General features: G+C 43.4%; 19 protein-coding genes. 14 read left to right on the forward strand and 5 right to left on the reverse strand.

Annotation, left to right across the window (positions count from 1 at the left end; translation table 11 throughout):
• Nucleotides 1-83: 83 nt before the first annotated feature.
• The 4 genes from QUF19_RS09145 to rsmF all read left to right on the forward strand — a co-directional run bounded on the left by QUF19_RS09145 (nt 84) and on the right by rsmF (nt 7472).
• The gene (locus QUF19_RS09145; RefSeq protein WP_102437547.1) at nt 84-1880 is read left to right on the forward strand and encodes an ABC transporter ATP-binding protein; all 1797 of its coding nucleotides are present in this window, start codon (nt 84-86) and stop codon (nt 1878-1880) included.
• A 66-nt stretch (nt 1881-1946) separates the two neighbouring features.
• Nucleotides 1947-3257, forward strand: coding sequence for a paraquat-inducible protein A (locus QUF19_RS09150; RefSeq protein ID WP_286291617.1), 1311 nt, complete (start codon nt 1947-1949; stop codon nt 3255-3257).
• Nucleotides 3244-5901 carry an MlaD family protein gene (locus QUF19_RS09155; RefSeq protein WP_286291619.1) on the forward strand — a complete coding sequence of 886 codons (2658 nt, stop codon included), beginning with the start codon at nt 3244-3246 and terminating at the stop codon, nt 5899-5901. The genes QUF19_RS09150 and QUF19_RS09155 overlap by 14 nt, the downstream gene beginning before the upstream one ends.
• Before the next feature lie 149 nt (nt 5902-6050).
• Nucleotides 6051-7472, forward strand: coding sequence for a 16S rRNA (cytosine(1407)-C(5))-methyltransferase RsmF (gene rsmF / locus QUF19_RS09160; RefSeq protein WP_286291621.1), 1422 nt, complete (start codon nt 6051-6053; stop codon nt 7470-7472).
• A gap of 340 nt (nt 7473-7812) precedes the next feature.
• Here rsmF and QUF19_RS09165 read toward each other — a convergent pair whose 3' ends face one another.
• Entirely contained in the window at nt 7813-8721 is a 909-nt protein-coding gene (locus QUF19_RS09165; protein WP_017106996.1) for a CvfB family protein, read from the reverse strand.
• 28 nt (nt 8722-8749) lie between these two features.
• On the opposite strand from QUF19_RS09165, the gene QUF19_RS09170 reads away from it, so the two are divergent.
• Nucleotides 8750-10105: a hypothetical protein gene (locus QUF19_RS09170; protein ID WP_017106997.1), complete on the forward strand. Its 1356-nt coding sequence runs from the start codon at nt 8750-8752 to the stop codon at nt 10103-10105.
• A gap of 100 nt (nt 10106-10205) precedes the next feature.
• Here QUF19_RS09170 and QUF19_RS09175 read toward each other — a convergent pair whose 3' ends face one another.
• Both QUF19_RS09175 and QUF19_RS09180 read right to left on the reverse strand, forming a co-directional pair.
• Nucleotides 10206-10691 carry a PaaI family thioesterase gene (locus tag QUF19_RS09175; protein ID WP_017092416.1) on the reverse strand — a complete coding sequence of 162 codons (486 nt, stop codon included), beginning with the start codon at nt 10689-10691 and terminating at the stop codon, nt 10206-10208.
• Nucleotides 10692-10826: 135 nt separating this feature from the next.
• Nucleotides 10827-11714 carry a putative PEP-binding protein gene (locus QUF19_RS09180; RefSeq protein ID WP_286291637.1) on the reverse strand — a complete coding sequence of 296 codons (888 nt, stop codon included), beginning with the start codon at nt 11712-11714 and terminating at the stop codon, nt 10827-10829.
• Between the two features lie 207 nt (nt 11715-11921).
• Here QUF19_RS09180 and QUF19_RS09185 point away from each other — a divergent pair, with 207 nt between their 5' ends.
• A complete protein-coding gene (locus tag QUF19_RS09185; protein ID WP_102437558.1) occupies nt 11922-12980 on the forward strand; it encodes a 3-deoxy-7-phosphoheptulonate synthase in 1059 nt (352 codons plus the stop codon).
• Nucleotides 12981-12992: 12 nt separating this feature from the next.
• Complete coding sequence (locus tag QUF19_RS09190) at nt 12993-13475, forward strand: YajQ family cyclic di-GMP-binding protein (RefSeq protein WP_004733632.1); 483 nt, start codon at nt 12993-12995, stop codon at nt 13473-13475.
• Between the two features lie 224 nt (nt 13476-13699).
• On the opposite strand, the gene QUF19_RS09195 is transcribed toward QUF19_RS09190, so the two are convergent.
• A complete protein-coding gene (locus QUF19_RS09195) occupies nt 13700-14641 on the reverse strand; it encodes a precorrin-2 dehydrogenase/sirohydrochlorin ferrochelatase family protein (RefSeq protein WP_102437560.1) in 942 nt (313 codons plus the stop codon).
• 481 nt (nt 14642-15122) lie between these two features.
• On the opposite strand from QUF19_RS09195, the gene QUF19_RS09200 reads away from it, so the two are divergent.
• From QUF19_RS09200 to QUF19_RS09225, 6 genes are all read left to right on the forward strand, one after another.
• Entirely contained in the window at nt 15123-16151 is a 1029-nt protein-coding gene (locus QUF19_RS09200) for an amino acid ABC transporter substrate-binding protein (RefSeq protein ID WP_004733634.1), read from the forward strand.
• 71 nt (nt 16152-16222) lie between these two features.
• The gene (locus QUF19_RS09205) at nt 16223-17428 is read left to right on the forward strand and encodes an amino acid ABC transporter permease (RefSeq protein WP_102437562.1); all 1206 of its coding nucleotides are present in this window, start codon (nt 16223-16225) and stop codon (nt 17426-17428) included.
• Between the two features lies 1 nt (nt 17429).
• Nucleotides 17430-18527, forward strand: a complete 1098-nt coding sequence (locus QUF19_RS09210; protein WP_065104242.1) for an amino acid ABC transporter permease — start codon at nt 17430-17432, stop codon at nt 18525-18527.
• A gap of 22 nt (nt 18528-18549) precedes the next feature.
• Nucleotides 18550-19314 carry an amino acid ABC transporter ATP-binding protein gene (locus QUF19_RS09215; RefSeq protein WP_009846639.1) on the forward strand — a complete coding sequence of 255 codons (765 nt, stop codon included), beginning with the start codon at nt 18550-18552 and terminating at the stop codon, nt 19312-19314.
• A 234-nt stretch (nt 19315-19548) separates the two neighbouring features.
• Nucleotides 19549-20214, forward strand: coding sequence for a Bax inhibitor-1/YccA family protein (locus QUF19_RS09220; protein WP_017110713.1), 666 nt, complete (start codon nt 19549-19551; stop codon nt 20212-20214).
• A gap of 155 nt (nt 20215-20369) precedes the next feature.
• A complete protein-coding gene (locus QUF19_RS09225; RefSeq protein ID WP_017082226.1) occupies nt 20370-20699 on the forward strand; it encodes a TusE/DsrC/DsvC family sulfur relay protein in 330 nt (109 codons plus the stop codon).
• 46 nt (nt 20700-20745) lie between these two features.
• On the opposite strand, the gene yccX is transcribed toward QUF19_RS09225, so the two are convergent.
• Nucleotides 20746-21033: an acylphosphatase gene (gene yccX / locus QUF19_RS09230; protein WP_286291699.1), complete on the reverse strand. Its 288-nt coding sequence runs from the start codon at nt 21031-21033 to the stop codon at nt 20746-20748.
• Between the two features lie 88 nt (nt 21034-21121).
• Between yccX and QUF19_RS09235 the strand changes: the two genes are divergently transcribed.
• On the forward strand, nt 21122-22525 hold the full coding sequence (locus tag QUF19_RS09235) for a methyl-accepting chemotaxis protein (RefSeq protein ID WP_286291701.1): 1404 nt from the start codon (nt 21122-21124) through the stop codon (nt 22523-22525).
• Nucleotides 22526-22565 lie beyond the last annotated feature (40 nt).

The raw sequence follows: 22565 nt of genomic DNA on the forward strand, positions 1-22565 counted from the left end.
TTCCAATTAAATTGAGACTTCCATTATCAAGAGAACGCAGTAAAATGCGGCCATCAAACTAAATAGGACTTATTCTCATTACAATGAACAATTCAGAAGACACTATTAGCCGTTCTTGGTTGATAACTCAAGTAAAAAAACACAAGTCCAAATTACTGTTTGCTAACTTTGTTGCCATTCTTGCAACCTTAATTAGCGTCCCTATCCCTCTGCTTATGCCACTCATGGTCGACGAAGTTTTGCTTGATAAGCCAGCTTCAGGGTTAGAGATGATGAATCACCTACTTCCAGTCTCGCTGCAAACGCCAACTGGCTATATTGCTCTTACTCTCTTGTTGGTTATCCTGATGCGCTCCGCCAGTCAGGCGCTGAATATTCTACAAGGTCGTCAATTTACTTTGGTTTCCAAAACGATCACCTACCAAATGCGTAGCAAGATGATCGATAAACTTGGCCGCATTAGCATCCGACAATACGAGACCAAAGGCAGCGGCGGTATTAATGCTCACCTTATTACAGACATAGAGACTATTGATAAGTTCATTGGTTCGACCCTTTCTAAATTTATCATCAGCTTCTTAACGGTGCTCGGTACCGCTATCGTCTTACTCTGGTTAGAGTGGCGCTTAGGGCTGTTCATTCTACTGGTCAATCCTGTTGTTATTTATTTTTCTCGTAAACTTGGAAGCCGTGTTAAACATCTCAAGAAATATGAGAACCAGTCTTTTGAGCGTTTTCAGAATCGCTTAGTTGAAACCTTAGATGGCATCTATCAACTTCGTGCCGCTAATAAAGAGCGCATCTTTCTTGATGAACTGAAAGTTCAAGCAAACCAAGTAAGAATCGATGCCGATAAATACGCTTGGCAATCTGAAGCCGCAGGTCGAGTGTCCTTTTTACTGTTTCTGTTAGGCTTTGAGTTATTCCGCGCCGTCGCAATGTTGATGGTGTTATTTAGTGATTTAACCATTGGCCAAATTTTCGCAGTCTTCGGCTACTTATGGTTCATGCTCGGCCCTGTTCAAGAGTTATTAGGCATTCAGTTTTCTTGGTATAGCGCGAAGGCAGCGCTTCAACGTATTAACGACCTACTGCTACTTGAAGAAGAGCATCGTCCGGTGAGTAAAGTGAACCCGTTCAATGAACATCAAGAAGTGACCGTCGATATTGAAGATGTTACATTCTCTTACACATTAGAAAACACTGTTTTAAATAAGCTATCCTTACATATACCCGCGGGTAAAAAGGTCGCTCTTGTCGGTGCCAGTGGTGGAGGTAAATCGACATTAATACAGTTGCTGATTGGGGTTTATCAAGCTGACTCAGGGTGTATTCGCTATAACGGAGAAACAACAGACGACATCAGTTTTGATGTAATTCGTAATCAAATTGCCGTTGTTTTACAGCAACCTATACTTTTTAATGACACATTGAGGCATAATCTGACCCTCGGCGCCGAATACGATGAAATGTCGCTATGGCGTGCGCTTGAAGTGTCTCAGATGCAAGATGTGATTAAGCAGCTAAGCAACGGTTTGGATACTCAAATTGGTAGGAATGGCGTTCGACTTTCTGGTGGTCAACGACAACGACTGGCCATCGCTCGTATGGTGTTGAGCAATCCGAAGTTTGTTATTCTAGATGAAGCAACATCAGCACTTGATACAGCGACAGAGTCAGCTCTGCACAAAGCGCTAAGTGAATTTTTGAAAGATCGCACAACTTTGATCGTGGCTCATCGATTATCAGCAGTGAAACAAGCTGATTTGATCTATGTTTTAGAAGATGGACAAGTCACACAGACGGGAACACATGGTGAATTGGTTGAACAACAAGGACTTTATCAAACACTCTATGGCAGTGTGCAATCGCACGCCTGATGTTTGTCGTTCTAGTAAGTTAAGTCACTGCGATGTTTTGACCAACGCTTCTACTCGGGAGGTCTTGTGACCTCCCCCTCTCATCCTGTCACTTCTGAGCCATTACCGAGCGTTCAGCCATCATCCGAACCTTCACAAGGTAAACACTTGTGCGACAGCAGCTCTGTACGACTATGCCAGGGCTGTGAACTCCCAATAGACAAGATGGACATCCCACATGGGAAGTCAGCTTACTGCCCTAGGTGCGGAACTCAATTATATCGCGGAGGCACACCTAGTCTCTCTGGAAACCTAGCCATCGCAATCACCTGCTTATTGCTATTTATTCCTTCGCACTTCTTTGAATTCATCAGTATCCGTCTAATCGGCGTCATGATACCAGCAACACTGCCATCGGGTGTGTTCACCTTAATGGGAGAAGGCTTCCCACTGCTTGGGTTACTCATTTTATTTTGTAGCTCTATCGCGCCGTTCCTTGTTTGTACTTCTGTACTGATCACACACGCATCATTACGTTTTAAAATTTTCACCCCGTTTCGTTACTCATTAGCGATTATCCAAACCTTAAAGCATTGGATGATGTTGGATGTGTTTTTGGTGAGTGTGGCCATCTCGTGTTTCAAACTACAAGACTATTCCGATATTTTTGTTGGCCCCGGTTTAATTGGATTGATTCTACTGCAGTTATTCAGCGTTCTACTGGTGAGCCGCATTAGTGTGCGACGTTACTGGGAAGCTTGGGCAAAAGAATCAGACTACTCTTTTACAGAAAGCAAAAATGTTCACTGTCACAACTGCCATCTATCTCAGCCTGAAGGTAACGCTTGTGTACGTTGTCACCATGACTTATATCACCGCAAGCCCTACTCTATACAAAAAACTTGGGCACTGTTATTTGCGGCTTCCGTTGCCATAATACCAGCGAACGTGATTCCAATTTCAATCGTAATCACCAACGGACAAAGGTTAGAAGACACGATCATTTCAGGTGTCGCCTCACTCATCAATACGGATATGTACGGCATCGCAGCGATTATCTTTATTGCGAGTATCGTGGTTCCAGTAGCTAAGATTCTCGGGCTTACTTACATATTACTTTGTATTCAAATGAAACGAGCACGCTATCACAGGCAAAGAATGACCATCTATTTCATCGTGAAATGGGTAGGTAAATGGTCGGTGATGGATCTCTTCGTTATTTCGATCATGATGACATTGGTCGACCGTGGACAAATTTTAAACTTTACACCAGGTTATGGTGCTGTGGCTTTCGGTGTCGTTGTTGTTATGACAATGCTGGCAGCGGAAAGCTTAGATCCTAGGCTAATTTGGGATAACCACACCTCTAAAGATGAGTCAGTGAATGAACAACAATAACCAATCACAAACGTCATATTCACCAGAAGTCAGAAAAAACAAAGGGATCTCTCCTTTGTGGATTCTGCCGATTCTAACCGTAGCACTTGCTGGTTGGCTGGTTATGAAGTCAGTACACGATGCAGGGCAACGTGTGCAGATCTACTTCTCGGATGCCGCGGGGTTAGTCGCAGGGCGAACCACGATTCGCTATCAAGGCTTAGAAGTAGGTATGGTTCGCGACATCACGTTGTCCAAAGACTTATCTAGTATTTATGTCGATGCTGACATCTACCCTGAGGCTCAAAAGCTTCTTTCGAAGGGAACGCGTTTTTGGCTAGTAAAACCAACAGCAAGCTTATCTGGCATTTCTGGTTTAGACGCCCTTGTTTCGGGTAACTATATTGCGATTCACCCTAGTGAAACCAAAGAGAAACCAGAAACGGTGTTTCACGCCTTGGAATCGTCACCTTCTGACTTATTGGCATCCGAAGGTCTCAATATCTCTCTGACGACTAAAGATCTTGGCGGCGTGTCTGTCGGTTCACAAATTGTTTACCGTAAGATCCCGATTGGTGAAGTTTATAACTATCAGCTCAATGAAAATGCTAAGTCGGTAACCATTCAAGCGGCCATCAAAGACGAATACAGTCATATCATTACCGACCAAAGTCGTTTTTGGAATGTCAGCGGCTTGGGGGCGAGTATCGGCTTTTCTGGTGTTGACGTACGATTAGAGAGCTTAAGTGCCCTACTTGGTGGTTCGATTGCTGTCGACTCCCCGGGAGAAGGCCAGCCCGTTGAAATGAACACCGAATTCAAACTCTACCCCGATCTAAAAACCGCCGGTCGTGGTATCTCAATCAAGATCGCAGTGCCAGACGACAACAAGATCAGTGCAACCGGTGCGCCTATCATGTATCGAGGCATCGAAATTGGTCAGATTACCGATCTATCGTTGAGTAAAGGTCGTGAAAACGTGGTGGCCTCTGCCGCTATCCAGCCTGCATTCAGTGACTTCTTGAACAGTGGAAGTAAATTCGTTCTGGAAGAAGCTGAACTGTCGCTAACAGGTATGAAGAACATTGCTAACTTGGTAACAGGTAACTTCCTGACATTAGTACCTGGTGAAGGTGAAAAATCTCGTCGGTTTACCGCCATTCGCAAGAACGAGCTCAGCCAGGAGCAAGAAAAGTCTGTTGCTATTCGTCTAACCTCTAACAATTCATTTGGTTTGGATGTTGGCACCCAATTGCTTTATAAAGGCATAGCCGTTGGTTCAATCATTGATGTTGGACTAGTTGAAAGTGTTGGAACAGGTAGCGACAAGCATGAAGTATTCATGGACGCGCTGATCGACAACCAATATGCGCACCTTATCAAAAGTAATAACCGCTTCTTCGTGACAGGCAGTGCGACGGCAGAGCTTACAGAATCAGGGTTAAGCGTCACAGTACCGCCAGCGAAACAGCTGTTGAGTGGTTCTATTAGCTTTGTGAGTGAAGGCAACAGTAAGTCTCGCTCTAACTATCAATTATTCCAAAGTAAGTCATTAGCAGAGATCGCCAAGTTCAATCAAACTGGCTCTAAAAAGATGTCATTGTTTGCCAGTGAATTGCCTTCTATTTCGAAAGGAAGTCCTCTGCTCTACCGTAACCTTCAAGTTGGCAGTATTTCTAACTTTCAGCTTGCAGATGGTGGCGTAAGAATCGAAGTAACCATCGAAAACCGTTACACACACTTGATCAACAAGCACACGGTGTTCTGGAATCGCTCAGGTGTTGAAGTCGATGCTTCTTTATCAGGTATCAGCATTAAAGCCGCACCAGTTAAAACGCTGATTCAAGGTGGTATTGCCTTTGATTCACTACCAGGAATCGACAACAAGCTTGGTAACGTTTGGAAGCTATACGCCGATTCGAAATCGGCGAGAAAGTTTGGCCGCGCGATTACCATCACCTCTTCTGGCGACCAAGAAGTCAGCAAAGGCATGGCGATCAAGTATCAGGGCGTAACGGTTGGTGAAGTGACTCTCGTGATTCCGAACTTTAACAAAGGTGGTATCGAAATTACCGCTCGTGTTTTACCGGAATACGTTGAGAAAATTGCAGTCGCAAACAGCCACTTTTGGTTAGCAGAACCGGAGATCGGTCTAAACGGTATCAAAAACGTATCGGCACTCCTGTCTAAACACATCAATGTTGAACCAGGAAAAGGGGGCAAAACCACGGCATTTAAACTCAGCCAAGGCCCCGTTCAACCTGAAGGCAAAGTGTTTACGTTGCAGAGTGAAACAAGAGGTTCGGTATCTGAAGGCACACCAATTCTATTCAGAGAACTAGAGATTGGATCTGTGATTGACGTAAAACTGGGTGAATTTGCAGACCGTATTATCTCAACCATTCAGATCAAACCTGAATACGCCTATCTGATTCGCTCAAACAGCGTCTTTTGGAATGTATCTGGGGTTGATGTCTCTATCGGTTTATCTGGCGCAAACATCAAGGCAGGTACTGTAGATAGCTTGTTAAGAGGCGGGATTACTTTCTCAACGCCACCAACCAATGAACTCCAACCGTTGGCAGAAGAAGACCAATCTTTCTATTTATATCCTCAAGCAGAAGATGAATGGAAATCTTGGAGAACGGCTATACCTCGCCCTTAGTGAACTGAGTTTCTACACTGAAACACACATGATTCAATTTAAAATGCAGCCAAACGGCTGCATTTTTATTGTTTAAAGCAAATTTGGTTTAGGACAATCTCATTTTGCTTTAAACTGCGCGCATTAACGCTATAAATCGAGATACCCTTTTGCACGCTAACGTATATATCCCAGAAGAATTCCTGACTCATATTGAAGGCATCATGCCAAGCCATCTAGATATGGCCTCGTTTGTCGCTTCTTGTCAAAAGCCACTTCGTAAAAGTATTCGAGTAAACACACTGAAGATCAGTGTTGAAGATTTCTTCGTACGCGCGAAAGACAAAGGCTGGGAACTGGAACCAGTACCTTGGTGTGAAACGGGTTTTTGGATCACTGCAGATGAAAGTGAAACGCCACTAGGCAATACGGCAGAACACATGTCTGGTCTATTCTACATTCAAGAAGCCAGCTCGATGATGCCGCCGTCCGCTCTATTCCAAGGTGAAGAGAATTATCAAGCCGTGTTAGACACAGCTGCAGCACCCGGCTCAAAAACGACCCAAATAGCGGCCTTAATGGATAACCGTGGCGTACTGGTTGCTAATGAATACGCAGCAAGCCGTGTGAAAGTCCTTCACGCCAACATAGAGCGCTGTGGCGTGCGTAATGCAGCACTAAGTAACTTTGATGGCAGAGTCTTCGGTGGCTGGCTACCAGAGCAATTCGATGCCGTGCTGTTAGACGCGCCCTGCTCTGGCGAAGGCACCATTCGTAAAGACGCTGACGCGATGAAGAACTGGACTTATCAGTCTGTGGTCGATATTGCTAACACTCAAAAAGATCTGATTGAAAGTGCGTTCCATGCTCTTAAGCCTAATGGTGTGTTGGTTTACTCAACCTGTACGTTAAGCACCGAAGAGAACCAACAAGTATGTCATCACCTAAAAGAAACCTTTGGTGACGCAGTTGAGTTCGAGTCTTTAGAAAACTTATTCGGCAATGCAAAAGCGACGACGACTGAAGAAGGCTTTCTTCACATCTTCCCGCAGGTTTATGACTCGGAAGGTTTCTTCGTTGCACGTATCCGTAAACTCGCTTCTGTGACACCACCAGAAGTGAAGAAACGTTTGGGTAAATTTCCATTTGAAAAAGCCAATAAAAAAGCACAGCAAGAAGTCGCTGATCAGCTTTTAGGCGCACTGGATATCGAATTACCAAGTGATACTCAGGTATGGATTCGTGACAAAGACGTTTGGCTATTCCCTGAAGCACTAGAGCCGATGATTGGCGAGTTCCGTTTCTCTCGTATGGGCATCAAGATCGCCGAGACTCATAAGAAAGGCTACCGCTGGCAGCATCAGGTAGCCACAACACTGGCTACCGGTAACGAAGCCAACGTTGTAGAGCTTAACATCGAAGACGCGCGTGAGTGGTTCATGGGACGAGATGTTCGCCCAGAAGGCTTGTCAGGAAAAGGCGAAGTGCTGGTTAAATACAACGGCGCGATCATTGGCCTTGGTAAGTGGGTTGGCAACCGAGTGAAGAACGGTTTACCGCGAGAGCTCGTACGCGATAAGAACCTGTTCTAATAGTGCTTATGCTTAACTGCTTAACTGCTTAACTGCTTAACTGCTTAACTGCTTAAAGCATACGAATAAACAAAAAGCCCAAACAACGTAAATTGTTTGGGCTTTTTCTATTCACATCAGATAACTCGGTGCGACTAAAAACAATGTCGAATCAACGCTTAATTACATAAATATCAATTCAAGTCACTATTTGCGTTATGGAAAATCGCTTATTGAGGAATTTAAACTAGACTTCAGTCTATCAGACAAAGAATTACAACGATTAGCGTAGGCTCTTCGGAGCCCTTTCCCCTAAGCCCAAACAGGAAAGTTTGGGCTTTTTTTTAACCGAGAGGCTCGCTTATTCAGCTAAGCGAATACCTTCTTTATCAATCGAGATTTTACCTGACTTGTACAGACCACCGATGGTCTTTTTGAACGTACCTTTACTGGTTCTGAATGCCGTGAAAATCGCTTCAGGAGAAGACTTGTCGTTCAATGGTAAAAAGCCGCCTTTCTTCTCAAGCAGATCTAGAATCTTAGTGCTTAAGTCATCCATCTTCGCAACACCGACTTTTTGAAGAGACAAGTCAATCTTACCGTCTTCTTCACGAATGTTTTTGATGTAGCCTTTTAGTGATTTACCAATGAATAGCTTACCAATAATGTCTGATGGGAAAATCATTCCCCAGTGTTCGCCATTAACGATCGCTTTGTAGCCCAATTGACTGCGCTCTGCGATGATAAGATCAACTTGTTCGTTTTGCTTATAAGTCGCTGGCGTGTTGTCTAACCACTTGTTGAACTTAGTTGTTCCAACAATACGGCTCGATGCTTTATCGATATACACATATACTAAGATTGACTGACCTTCGTTTAAACGGCCACGCTGCTCGCTGAAAGGAACCAGAAGATCTTTGCCTTTCACACCCCAGCTCATGAAAGCACCGGTGCTGTTTACACCTTCAACCGTCATCAAGCCAAACTGCCCTACTTGAGCGATCGGTTTTTCAGTGGTTGCAGCGATCTGGTTGTCAGAATCAATGTATAAGAAAACATCTAGCTTTTGACCAATTTCAACACCTTCAGGAGTAAATCGTTTCGGCAGCAACACCGTTCCATAGTCGCTAGCGTCAAGGAATACACCGAAGTCTGCTTGTTTTACTACTTCTAGGTTGTTTATTTGACCAATATTAATCATCAAGATTGTCTCTACTTTAAATTTGGCGGTGATTATACGTGATCTCTGATATGCTTTCGCTAGTTTCATTCATATTTTTATATTCTAGGAGACATCGTTGATCACCGTTGATAAACAAGATGCGATAACACTTAAAATTAACCATGCGATGGCTAAGACAAAAAAGCTCGACATGGACGTTTATCTATTCATTCCCGGTGAACTCGGACTGACGCCTGAAGTCCTTTCTGAAAGCGCATTTTTCTACAGCTCAATTACTCAGAAACGCGCTTACTACAGTGATAAAACACTGCTACCTCTGGTACACAGCCGTTTAGCAAAACGTGGGCGACTCTCCATCACGCAATATCGTGTCAGTTTGAGTTTGTTCGCTTATCAATATGTTATCGCGCTAGACAAAGCCGTCAGCAGCTTGAACAAAAATGAGAGTGACAATGTCACGGCTGATGAAGTCGATGAAGTCATCGAACTGGCTCTCGATATATTAAAGAAACTGCGCCGAAGCATTCCTTATGAAGAAAACCTTAAACGTTACTATGCCAATATAGATAACTACCTATCTTGGTACACAGAGCAGAAGTTTTTATCACTGGTTTCCCACATGCCACGCGGCAGTGAGTATTCAACCATCAAAGAACGCCTATTAACGCTTTGTGATAAAGAAACCGCCCACCGCAAGCTTAATCGATATAACTCTGCCAAGGTTCGAGAAGACGTCACTCGTTTAAGCAACAAGATGCGATTGCTGCGTCGTTTGATTGAGCACCCTATCGTGCTTAAAGAAAAGACGACATCGATGGGTAAGAACGTGAAGCGCGCCGTTAAAGGCATCGCAACGGGCTTGGTCATGGTGGTGGTTACCACGACCGTCATATTGGCTCGAGACTTCCTAGGAGAGATTACCGCGTCTTTCATCGTGTCCATGTCGTTCATCTACGCTCTGCGTGAAATCTTCAAGGATGATTTAAGGGATATACTTTGGCGTTGGCTCCGCAAAGGGAAACCAAAGTGGAAGCGTCGCTACTTTGACCCGACAACGAATAAGTCAGTCGGTCACAAACTTGAATGGTTGGATTACGCCAATTTCTCTAAGTTAGCGGACAAAATTCAGTTGATTCGTAAGAAGCGAGTTGTTCAGCGCGAAGAGCAAATTTTGCATTATCGTTCTCAAACCGAAATGTCGACATCGACGTTTATGAGTGGTTACGAAGAGACGCGTGAAACACTGTCCGTCAGCCTGAGGGCTCTCACTCGATTGATGGACAAAGGTTCAAATAACGTATACCGCTTAAATGAAGGTCAAGTAAGTCGTGAGTCGGTAGAAAAACGACACCTGCTGAACTTGATCATCAAAGAGAACAATCATGATAGTGAACCGACTTATTACCGTTGGAAAATCGTAATGAACCGTTCAAAAATCGTTGATATCGAGCAGATCACTCAAGAGTCATAGTCTTTAGAGTATGTGTACGAAATAGGGTATGTGGGTGCAAAGTCCACATACCGCCCTTTCATTTTTCAAGCGTGTCTTACTACTTCTACAAAGCTTTTAGTTACTTTCTAGAAGGCACTTTCTTAATAGAAAGCGTTAGCGTGAATTCCGCCATCGGTTCATCACCATGTAGAGACGGACACGTCGCGATAATCGTCACGGGTTGGTTAACACGCTCTCCAGTCGACATGGTTTCAGCCAACATGGTATTTATTAGCTCTCCATCGTTACACGTAAAATGCACATCTCCCTCAGGGCGCTTCAAAAAATTGCCCGTCACCTCTTTAAATGCCAACGAGATCTTTTCACCTTGTTGCTGCGACTTACTCATAGCAAGAAAGCCACCTGCGACATCAGCGCCAACGGCCAACACACCAAAATACATGCTATCAAGGTGATTCTTCGTTCGCCTTTTAAGAGGAATTTTCACTTCAACATGTTGGTTATCCAATGCAAGCAGCTTTGGGCGACACAACCAGATCAATGGCACTTTGAAAAAGCCAAACATGCTCAAATAGAAATTTGCTTTTTGTAGAGGGGTCAACATTCGGATTACCTAATCAAATCAGTCATCAGACCAGTTAATCCGTTAGCGATAGAGATGTCAAAAAAATGTTACAAAAAAGAGATATCACGTCTCCATGATATCTCTTCATTTTCAAACTCTTGCAATAAGGGAAGATTAAGCCGTAATAACGGTATCAACCCCTTCTAGATCCGCAATATAACCTTGAAGTCTTGGGTAATCGACCAAACCTTGAGTCACGATTAGCACAGGCTTCTTCGCGTGTTGAGTCGCTTTTACAATGCTAGAGATCAACGTAATCACAGCTTCATTCTGTGGATCAAACGCATGTTGCTGAGCTTCATTCTGCTTATCAACACCCAACGCAAATTGAGTCAGACTATCAACATTCACCGCTGCACCGTCAAAATAATGCAGAAGTCGTTCACTAAGTAGAACAGCAGAAGGGACATCACACGAGAAGAGTACTTTTAGGCCATTCAAGCCGCGTGGTAACCCTTGCTCAGCTAACAGATCAATGATTTTCGCTGCATCACTCAGAGCTCGAACATAAGGAACAACGATTTCAACGTTGATTCCTTGTTCACGCAGAGTTTTGATCACCTGACACTCTAGCGCAAAAGCCTTGCTGTATTCAGGTGTCGCATAACGTGCTACACCGCGTACACCCAGTGCCGGGTTTACTTCTTCAACTTCGCAGTTGCCGCCAAGTAAAGAGCGGAACCCATAGCTGTCGGCACTGCTCAGTGCAACACGAACCGAATTATGGTGTGGTTGAACTGCAGCTTGAATAGCGACAACTAAGGTTGAAACAAAATGTTCATCAACACTTTTATCGCCAAGAATAGCGTCTAAAGAGGTTTTCTCAATATCAGACAGCGCATCTAAGTGGCTTTCAATACTTGGATGATAGAACACACGATCCATGACCAATTCAGACAGGGAAACGTACAAGTGGTTGGAATTATTATTATCGTTATAAGAAGGCAGCACATCACCTAAAACAAGTTCTGGGTGCAAAGTGCTTTGATTTTCTTGAGTCATTGCTGCTCCAGCATTTTTATGTTGTGTTCAAACGAAAATACCGATAGCTGCCTGTTAATACAAGTGAAAATCCCCTATTTGACGCTGGCCTGCTGATAAAAATAAGAATATTAGCAATAACTGAGATAACTTTGACTTAAGAGAGTTTATTCCTCTGTTCAATTCCGTTATCTTAACCACTTCGCAATAGAATAAAAAAGCTATCACATGCCATTAAAAACTGATGAGTTGAGAACCCAAGCTCTGGGTCCTATGCCAACTCCTGCCGAATTAGGCAATGCACACCCTATTACTGACGACGTTGCTGAGCGTATTAAACAATCTCGCCGCCAAATCGAAGATATCCTAACGGGTCGTGATGACCGCCTATTAGTTATCGTTGGCCCTTGTTCTGTTCACGATACAGATGCGGCACTTGATTACGCTGAGCGCTTAAGTCAGATTCAAGATCAATACAAAGACGAATTATTCGTTGTAATGAGAACCTACTTCGAGAAACCTCGCACAATTGTAGGTTGGAAGGGTTTGATTACCGATCCGAATCTAGATGGTTCATACGCACTTGAAACTGGCTTGAACAAAGCACGTAAACTGTTGCTTGATATCAACAAGCTTGGCCTAGCTACCGCGACTGAATTCCTTGATATGATCACAGGTCAGTACATTGCAGACCTGATCACTTGGGGCGCGATTGGCGCTCGTACGACAGAATCTCAGATTCACCGTGAAATGGCTTCAGCGCTTTCTTGCCCTGTAGGCTTCAAGAATGCAACCAACGGCAACATCAAGATCGCAATCGATGCGATTCGAGCTGCGCATGCTTCACACTACTTCTATTCTCCAGACAAGAATGGTCGTATGACAGTTTACCGCACTTCAGGTAACCCATACGGTCACGTTATTCTGCGTGGTGGTGATAAAGGTCCTAACTTTGACGCTGAATCTGTTGAAAACGCATGTAAGCAACTGGCAGAAGTTAACCTTCCTGAGCGCTTAGTTGTCGACTTCAGCCACGCAAACTGCCAAAAGCAGCATCGTAAGCAGTTAGAAGTAGCACAAGACATTTGCGAGCAGATCAAATCTAACAAGAACCAAATTGCAGGCATCATGGCAGAAAGCTTCATTAAAGAAGGTAACCAGCCAATGACTGACATCAATAACCTAGAATACGGTAAGTCTATCACTGACCCTTGCCTAAGCTGGGAAGATACTGCAACTATGCTAGACATGCTTGCAACTGCAATTAAAGATAGAAATTTAGCTTAAGGAACGAACACAATGCCATCATTTGACATTATCTCTGAAGTAGAAGCAGTAGAACTACGTAACGCTGTAGACAACGCAAACCGTGAGCTATCGACTCGTTTCGATTTCCGCGGCGTTGAAGCTAGCTTCGATTACAAAGACGAATCAGTAAAACTGACAGCGCAAGATGACTTCCAACTAAAGCAGATGCGCGACATTCTTCGTAGCAACCTAACGAAGCGCAACGTTGATCCTAACGCGATGGAAGCGAAAGCAGCAGACCAAACAGGTCGCACTTGGCACCAAACGGTTATCTTCAAGCAAGGCATCGAAACTGATGTTGCGAAGAAAATCGTAAAGCTAATCAAAGATAACAAAGTGAAAGTTCAAGCTTCTATCCAAGGCGACAAAGTTCGTGTAACAGGTAAAAAGCGTGACGATCTACAAGCTGTTATGGCTCTAGTTCGTAGCGGTGAACTTGGTCAACCTTTCCAGTTTGACAACTTCCGTGACTAATTCACTCTAAAACCACAAACCGTCGATAATAGATGTGTTTGTAGAGTTGGTTGAGTTGGATTAACACGTTGAATTTCAAATACTAAAAAGCCTCTGCTTCAATAAAGCAGAGGCTTTTTTATATCTTTGGTGATAACTGCAAATAGTCGATTAGCTTACAAGAACCAACCTACCCATGCTCTAATTCGCTGACGCATGCTGTAATTTACTGACAGATGCTTTAGCTAGCTGATGACCTTTGCTGTAGACAGTTTCAAATCACGGCCGACAAGTAAATTGAACTCAACGCTTGCTGGTGGAATAAACACACACACGCGTAAGTTCTCTGCTCTTGCCTTCTCAAGCTTTGTCGATAACTCTCCACTATCACTGAAACTCTCTCTCTCAGCGTCTCTGCGGCACAAGTCAATGTAATCAAATGGGCATTCTTTTGGTGACAGCACCAATTCTGCTTCTTGCATCAGACGCAGCGCCTTCATTGAAAGAAGTTCTACATCGTCTTCAAATTCAATCCAAGTCACTTGCCCTTCATTATCGACAGGTTCCGCCAAAGATTGCTGATAATAAGTTTCCAGTTGCTCGCGTTCCGTGACTTGATTGATAAAACTGGAAGACAAAAAACGCTCCCAGAATTTGCGGCGTTCATCAACCGTAGGAAAGGACTCTTTAATCGAATTGCGTTTTGATGCACCAAAGTCTGCGATCAAACCAATATTCTGAGGCAAGACGGTTTCGAGTTTTTCTCTAATATTTCTCACCAAAACAGGTGATGCACCCCCACTTGAGATCGCAATTTGGATTCTTCCGCGATTTATCATTGAGGGCGTGATGAAGTCACAATAGGGTAAGTCGTCGACCACATTGACAAGAATACCCATTTTTTTTGCATCATTATGTACTTGATGATTTAGGTCTGGGTTGTCTGTGGTTGCCCACACTTGTAAGTAGTTTTTCGAGATAAGTTGTGAAGAGTAAAAGTTTTGAACCCAATGGACTTTATTATCATCAACAAGCTGCTTTAAGTAAGGCTCTACCTTAGGGGACACTAAAGTGACATCCGCCCCAGCTCTTAACAAGCTATCTACTTTTCGGCAAGCAACCTCGCCCCCACCCACCACTAAGATCGGCTTATTTTCTACATCTAAAAACATTGGGAAATAACGCATGTTCTTCCTTGAGATGACTTCAATAACTATTCAGCCATGCTACCAAATTTGGAGCATATTAATAACCATCCAAGTGCAATAAAAATATTTATTCACCAAATTTCAATCTTTCTGAAGTTTAATGTTTCATCATTGTGATGTTGATTCAGAATATTTACCTAGTCAATTGTCAATATAAAAATCTAAATCTCGTTGCACCAACAGTGTGAAGCGCTGCACTATTTACATTAACTTAACATTTGGTCATTCTAATTGTGTTCGGATTTGTGATTTCATTCAAAATTCTTTTTAAATTATACATTTGTGAAAATACAGATCCTTTCCTAACCTTATAAACAGTTGTTTAAATCGCACACAGTTTCATTTGCAAAATGCAACCAGTTTGATTTGAGTAACAAGGTCATAGAAAACGCAACACATATAGAAAAACTCAAATGAGCACGAGTATCAGGTGTCACCTGGTTAACAAGGAAGGATACAAATGACAAATAAACTAACACTTCTTGCTTCAGTAGTAGCTGCATCAACTGCAATGATGGCAACATCAGCATCAGCGGCAGAAAGCACTCTGGACAAAGTCACATCTCAAGGCTTTTTAACTTGTGGTGTAAGTACAGGTCTTCCAGGGTTCTCTAACCCTAACTCAAAAGGTGAATGGGAAGGAATCGATGTTGAGTATTGTCAAGCTCTTGCAGCGGCTGTACTCGGTGACAAGACTAAAGTTAAGTATGTACCTTTAACAGCGAAAGAACGTTTCACTGCCCTTCAATCGGGTGAAATCGACGTACTATCTCGTAACACAACATGGACACTACATCGTGACACTGCTCTAGGTCTGAACTTCGTAGGTGTTAACTACTACGATGGTCAAGGCTTCATGGTTAAGAAAGAACTTGGCCTTACAAGTGCTCAAGAACTTGATGGCGCTTCAGTATGTGTACAATCAGGTACAACGACTGAACTTAACCTAGCGGATTACTTCCGTAACAGTGGTATGTCTTACAAGCCAGTAGTATTTGATACTGCAGCACAAACGTCTAAAGGTTTTGATGCGGGTCGTTGTGATGTTCTTACAACAGACCAATCTGGCCTATATGCACTTCGCTTGAACCTAGCCGATCCTAAATCTGCACAGGTACTTCCTGAAATCATCTCTAAAGAACCACTAGGCCCTGTTGTTCGTCAAGATGATGACAAATGGTTCAACGTAGCTAAATGGACACTTTCAGCGATGATTAACGCTGAAGAGTATGGTATCTCTTCTAAGAATGCTGATGAAATGCTTAAGTCAAAAGATCCAAACATCAAGCGTATTCTTGGCGTTGACGGTCCTAAAGGTAAAGGCCTAGGTATTCGTGACGATTGGGGTTACCAAGTAATTAAACAAGTTGGTAACTACGGTGAGAGCTTCGAACGTACTGTTGGTACAGGTTCACCACTACAGATCTCTCGTGGCGTAAATGCACTATGGAATGCGGGCGGCTTTATGTACGCTCCACCAATCCGTTAATAAATTTCCAAGCATCAATTAGGGCGGACTTTTCCGCCCTATTTATTAAATGGATTTGAGGTTATAGCAGTATGAAACCTAATGAAACTATTTCTCCAGCTCAGGCAAAGCCACAGCCCAAAAGTGCCAACCTTTTTTACAACCCCACTTTTCGCTCAGTTATTTTCCAAATTCTCGCTGTCGGAGCACTCTGTGCTTTCTTTTACACGATTGTAAATAATGCACTCACTAACTTAGACTCCCGTGGTATCGCCACTGGTTTTGATTTTCTATCCCAAGAAGCTGGTTTTGGTATCGGCTTAACTCTCATTGAATACGACGAAACCTTCTCATACGGTCGTACTTTCTTTATCGGTCTTCTCAATACCGCTTTAGTTTCTGTGCTAGGCATCATGCTAGCCACGGTACTGGGCTTTAGTATGGGTATTGCTAGGCTCTCTTCAAACTGGCTAGTAAGCCGATTTGCAGCGGTCTACATAGAAATATTCCGAAATATCCCTCTTCTTCTACAAATATTTTTTTGGTATTTCGCCGTTCTACAAGCATTGCCTTCCGCTCGTCAAAGTATGAGCCTTGGTGAAGCCATTTTCTTGAATGTACGTGGTCTGTACTTCCCTGCCCCTGTCATGGAGCAAGGCAGTAGCATTGTTATCGCATCACTAATTGCCGGTATCATCGCTACGTTTGTTATCAACATCTGGGCTAACAACAAGCAAAAGTTAACTGGTCAGCAAACACCGATGGTGCGCATCGCTGCAGCATTAATTGTCGGTTTACCTTTGGTAACTTACTTTGTTATGGGCATGCCTATCTCTGCGGAATACCCTGTTTTAAAAGGGTTTAACTTCAAAGGTGGTATTAGCATCATCCCTGAGCTTGCCGCATTGATGCTTGCTTTAAGTATCTATACAGCTGCATTCATCGCAGAGATTGTGCGTTCAGGTATTAACGCGGTAAACCATGGACAAACCGAGGCTGCGATGTCTCTGGGTATCCCAAGAGCAAGAACACTTAAGCTCGTGATTATTCCACAAGCATTAAGAATTATTATCCCACCATTAACCAGTCAGTATTTGAACCTGACTAAAAACTCATCACTTGCGATGGCCATTGGTTATCCCGATCTTGTCTCTGTATTTGCAGGAACAACATTGAACCAAACTGGACAAGCTATCGAAGTAATCGCGATGACAATGGGCGTCTACCTGACTCTAAGCCTATTAACATCCGCTCTAATGAACATATACAACCGCAAAGTAGCGTTGGTGGAGAGATAAGATGAGTACACATCAATTTCAACCTGATCTTCCGCCTCCAGCGAATACCGTTGGACCTGTCGGTTGGTTAAGAAAAAATCTATTTAATGGACCTGTTAACAGTGTCGTCACTGTGGTGCTTGCTTATTTTGCTTTCACTTTATTGTGGGCAATAGCAGATTGGGCATTCATTAATGCTGATTGGATAGGAACAACACGAGATGCTTGTACAAGTGATGGTGCTTGTTGGGTGTTTATTAGCGTGCGTTGGGATCAGTTCATGTATGGCTTCTACCCTGAAGCTGAATTGTGGCGCCCACGTTTATTCTATATCACGCTAGCGATATTTGTTGCTTTGCTGGCATACGAAAGAACACCAAAGCGCACTTGGATTTGGTTATTTTTTGTAAACATTTACCCTTTCTTGATCGCTGGTCTTCTATACGGCGGTATCTTCGGACTTGAAGTCGTCGATACACATAAATGGGGTGGATTACTGGTTACGCTGATCATCGCGCTTGTCGGTATTGTGGTATCACTGCCTATTGGTGTCGCACTCGCACTGGGTCGACGTTCAGAGATGCCAATCATCCGCAGCATGTGTACCGTTTACATCGAGATTTGGCGTGGTGTACCACTGATTACGGTTCTATTCATGGCCTCGGTAATGCTTCCCCTCTTTCTATCAGAAGGGACAGAGACCGATAAGCTGATCAGAGCGCTTGTTGGGGTTGTACTATTCAGTGCAGCTTATATGGCAGAAGTAATCCGTGGTGGTTTACAAGCAATACCAAAAGGTCAATACGAAGCGGCTGACGCCCTAGGGTTAAGCTACTGGAAAAAAACTGGGCTTATCATTCTGCCTCAAGCTCTAAAAATCACAATCCCTTCAATTGTGAACACCTTTATTGGTTTGTTCAAAGATACCAGTCTTGTTTTGATTATCGGTATGTTTGATGTACTAGGGATTGGCCAAGCCGCGAATACCGACCCTGAATGGCTTGGTTTCTCCACAGAAAGTTATGTATTTGTCGCGTTAGTGTTCTGGGTGTTTTGTTTTGGCATGTCGAGATACTCGATTTGGCTAGAAAACAAACTTCACACCGGTCACAAACGATAATTAACAAGATCAAGGACGTATTATGACGCAGCAAACAGAAAACAACTCTCAAGGTCTTATGATCGAGTTAAAGGACATGAACAAGTGGTACGGTGAGTTCCACGTTCTTAAAAACATCAACTTGGAAGTAAAAAAAGGCGAGAAGATCGTTATTTGTGGCCCTTCAGGTTCAGGAAAATCAACGATGATTCGTTGTATCAACCGCCTAGAAGAGCACCAAAAAGGCCATATCTTTGTATCCGGTAATGAACTAACGGAAGACCTGAAAAACATTGAAGCCGTTCGCCGCGATGTCGGTATGTGTTTCCAACACTTCAACTTGTTCCCTCACCTAACGGTATTGGAAAACTGTACCCTAGCACCAATCTGGGTGAAGAAGATGCCGAAAGAGGAAGCCGAAGCCATCGCGATGAAATTCCTCGAGCGTGTAAAAATACCAGAGCAAGCCGATAAATTCCCAGGTCAACTTTCTGGTGGTCAACAACAACGTGTGGCAATTGCTCGTTCTTTATGTATGAACCCGCAAGTCATGCTGTTTGATGAACCGACATCAGCACTCGACCCAGAGATGGTACGTGAGGTACTCGATGTAATGGTCGAACTTGCAGAAGAAGGCATGACGATGTTGTGTGTAACGCACGAGATGGGTTTTGCTAAAGAAGTTGCTGACCGCGTCATCTTTATGGATGCAGGTGAGATTATCGAGGAAAACAACCCAGTCGACTTCTTCGAGAACCCACAATCGGATCGAACTCAGAACTTCTTGAGTCAAATATTGCACCATTAATGTGATACTATACTGATATAGACAGAGGCGGCTTCGGTCGCCTCTTCGTTATTAAAGCTTCTTAAAATTGTGAACATGAAACACTAGCAACAATTTGTTACATCTTGAGAAACACTTAAACGACTATTTTGATTATTATTTTAAGTATACAGAAGGAATGAAAGACTTGATTTTTCGAACTTTCGGCCCCATAAATGTACTAATAACTATTGAAGTCACCTTACGAGGAAGATTATGAACAGCCCTATGTTTTCACGCACAGCAACTCAAGAGAATGCTCTGCAAACCAATAAAGTGTTGCGTAACACATACGCACTACTGTCTATGACACTACTTTGGTCTGCTGTTGTAGCAGGCGTATCTATGGCGATGAACCTTCCTCGTCCTGGTCTTATTATCATGCTGGTCGGTTTTTACGGCCTGCTATTCCTAACAGAAAAGAACCGTGACAACGGCATGGGTCTTGTGTTTACGTTCCTGTTTACAGGTTTCCTAGGCTACACGATCGGTCCAATCTTAAACATGTATGTCGGCGCAGGTATGGGTGATGTCATCCTAACTGCACTTGGCGGGACTGCGCTTGCCTTTATGGCAGCATCAGCTTACGCACTAACAACTAAACGCGACCTTTCATTCCTTAACGGCATGTTAATGGCTGGTTTCGTTGTGCTGCTAGTGGGTATGGTTGCAAACATATTCCTTCAGATGCCTCTACTATCATTGGCAATGAGCGGTATGTTCATCCTGTTCTCGACTGGTGTTATCTTGCTAACAACGCAAAGCATCATCCGTGGCGGTGAAACGAACTACATCTCAGCAACTATCAGCTTGTATGTTTCAATCTACAACATCTTCATCAGCTTACTAAGCATCTTAGGCATTATGAACAGCAACGACTAATCATAGTTCGTTCAAAATAGAGCCCAAGAGCCTGTCTCTTGGGCTTTTTTGTATCCATAGAAGTAATATTCCTAGATATAACGACAATACTTCTTGAGAAAGGTAAACGTGGTCATGTACCCTATTTACTGAGTTAAACTGATTCTGGACTAAACATGTTTGAATATAACGGCAAACAAATTGAAACCGACGCTCAAGGCTACCTATTGGACTACACACAATGGGAAGAAGGTATGATTGAAATCTTAGCTGAAGACGAAGCGATCGAACTGACTGAAGCACACTTGGAAGTCGTACATTTTGTAAGAAGCTTTTACGAAGAATTCAAGACCTCTCCAGCCGTTCGTATGCTCGTTAAAGCAATGGAAAAAGCCCACGGCCCTGAAAAAGGTAACAGTAAATACCTGTTTAAATTATTCAAGAAAGGCCCAGCTAAACAAGCAACAAAGTTAGCGGGTTTACCTAAGCCAGCGAAATGTTTATAAACTCTATCCGCTAACAAGAGCTGCCTGTAAATACTGTAGCAACGCGCTACAGTATTTTAAACTCTCCAACAGAAACAGTCCGTTTATCCGCCTCACTGATTTGATGCTTAACAACCTGCTCTACTGTGGCGCTAGACGGCCCTAATTGTAACCAAGCGTATAACTTCTCAATCTGCTCCACATCCCCAACCGCTAATACTTCGACGCGACCATCGTTTAAATTTTTTGCATAGCCCGACATTGACAAGGCTTGTGCTTGCCTGCTTGTGTGATAGCGAAAGCCAACACATTGAACTCGGCCTGATACGACAAATATACATTGTGAATTTTTCATAACGTTGCCTCATAAATTATATGAATGATATAGTTGAGACTCTATTCATTCACCGTTTGGCGGTGGCATTACTTCGAGTATAACGATTATGAAAGAAATCCCATTTCGTTGGATTGACAAATATCTCATTCACCTAAAAATCCAAGAAAAGTTCTATCTACTCTTCTTATTACCTCTTCTCGCCCTGGTTATTTTAACGCTTGTTTTAGATAGTGCTGCGGACTCTTTACTGGCTCACCTTTACCAAGAAGAAATGCTCTTGATGAAAGGGCTAATCGAGGCAGGTCAACTCACTAAAGATCAAGTGGCGCAGCTTGTCAGTAACTCTGACACCATCTCCCTAGGTTATGGCGCTGGCTCAGTTTCGGTCATGAATGGTGCATTCAGCTTAATCGCCAACCACGATCAAAACCTTTGGTCAGCGCTCTCAGCGACTCAAGTTTCAATCATTGCTATTACGCTATCTCTGATCGCGCTAGGTGTTTATTACATCATGACGTTCATCGGCGGTGCGATGTTCTCTATGAATAAAGCATTAAGCACGTTAGCGAATGGTGATCTCACCTGTCGTATGAACTACTTTCTCGTTCGTGATGAATTCAGTGAAATCGCAATTACTATTGATAAAGTAGCAGAACGTGAACAAAACATGGTGTTATCGATTCAAGAGTCTGTCGCACTAATGCAGCAAATCAGTTCTGACTTAAACCAATCGACACAACAAAGCTCAGACATCTCAGGTAATCAACAAGAACACCTGAATAGCCTAGCAAGCGCCACGGAACAAATGGCAGCAACGATTCGCGAAGTCGCAACACTTGCTCATGAGTCGAGCACTCAAACGATGGATGCTCGTGGTGTAGCGCAAAGCGGACAGTTGAAGGTTTCTAATACTCTAGAGTCTATCTCTAACCTTTCTCAAGAGATCCAATCGGCTTCGCAAGCGGTAGAAGAACTTGATGCCAACGCAGCACAAATCGATGAAGTAGTGGCGACCATTAATGGTATTTCAGAACAGACCAACCTATTAGCACTCAACGCGGCTATCGAAGCCGCTCGAGCTGGAGAACAAGGTCGAGGTTTTGCTGTTGTTGCTGACGAAGTTCGCGCTCTTGCGGGACGTACTCAACAAGCTACCGTCGAAATTCAAAGCATGATTGAATCATTACAACGTAACAGCCAATCGCTTACCAAACTGATGGAAGTGACGGTTAACAACGCGAATGAAGGCCAAACGTTGATGTCAGAAGTGAACGTTGAGATCGGCTCGTTAGCTGAGAAGAATCAATCAATATCTGACAGCAGTACCCAAATTGCGACCGCCTCTGAAGAACAAGGTGTGGTAGCTGATAATATTGCACAGAGCGTTGCGGAAATTCGTCACCAATCAGATAGCATTTGCGAAATGATCAGTAAGAGTAATTCCAATGTCGATCAGCTACGCAAGCAGAGCGACACCATGGAAGGCCTACTAACCGGTCTGAAAGCTTAATCATTAAGATCTGAACATAAAATATCGATACTTGGGCTGC

The organism is Vibrio sp. FE10 (genome assembly GCF_030297155.1).
GTDB classification, from domain to species: domain Bacteria; phylum Pseudomonadota; class Gammaproteobacteria; order Enterobacterales; family Vibrionaceae; genus Vibrio; species Vibrio apostichopi.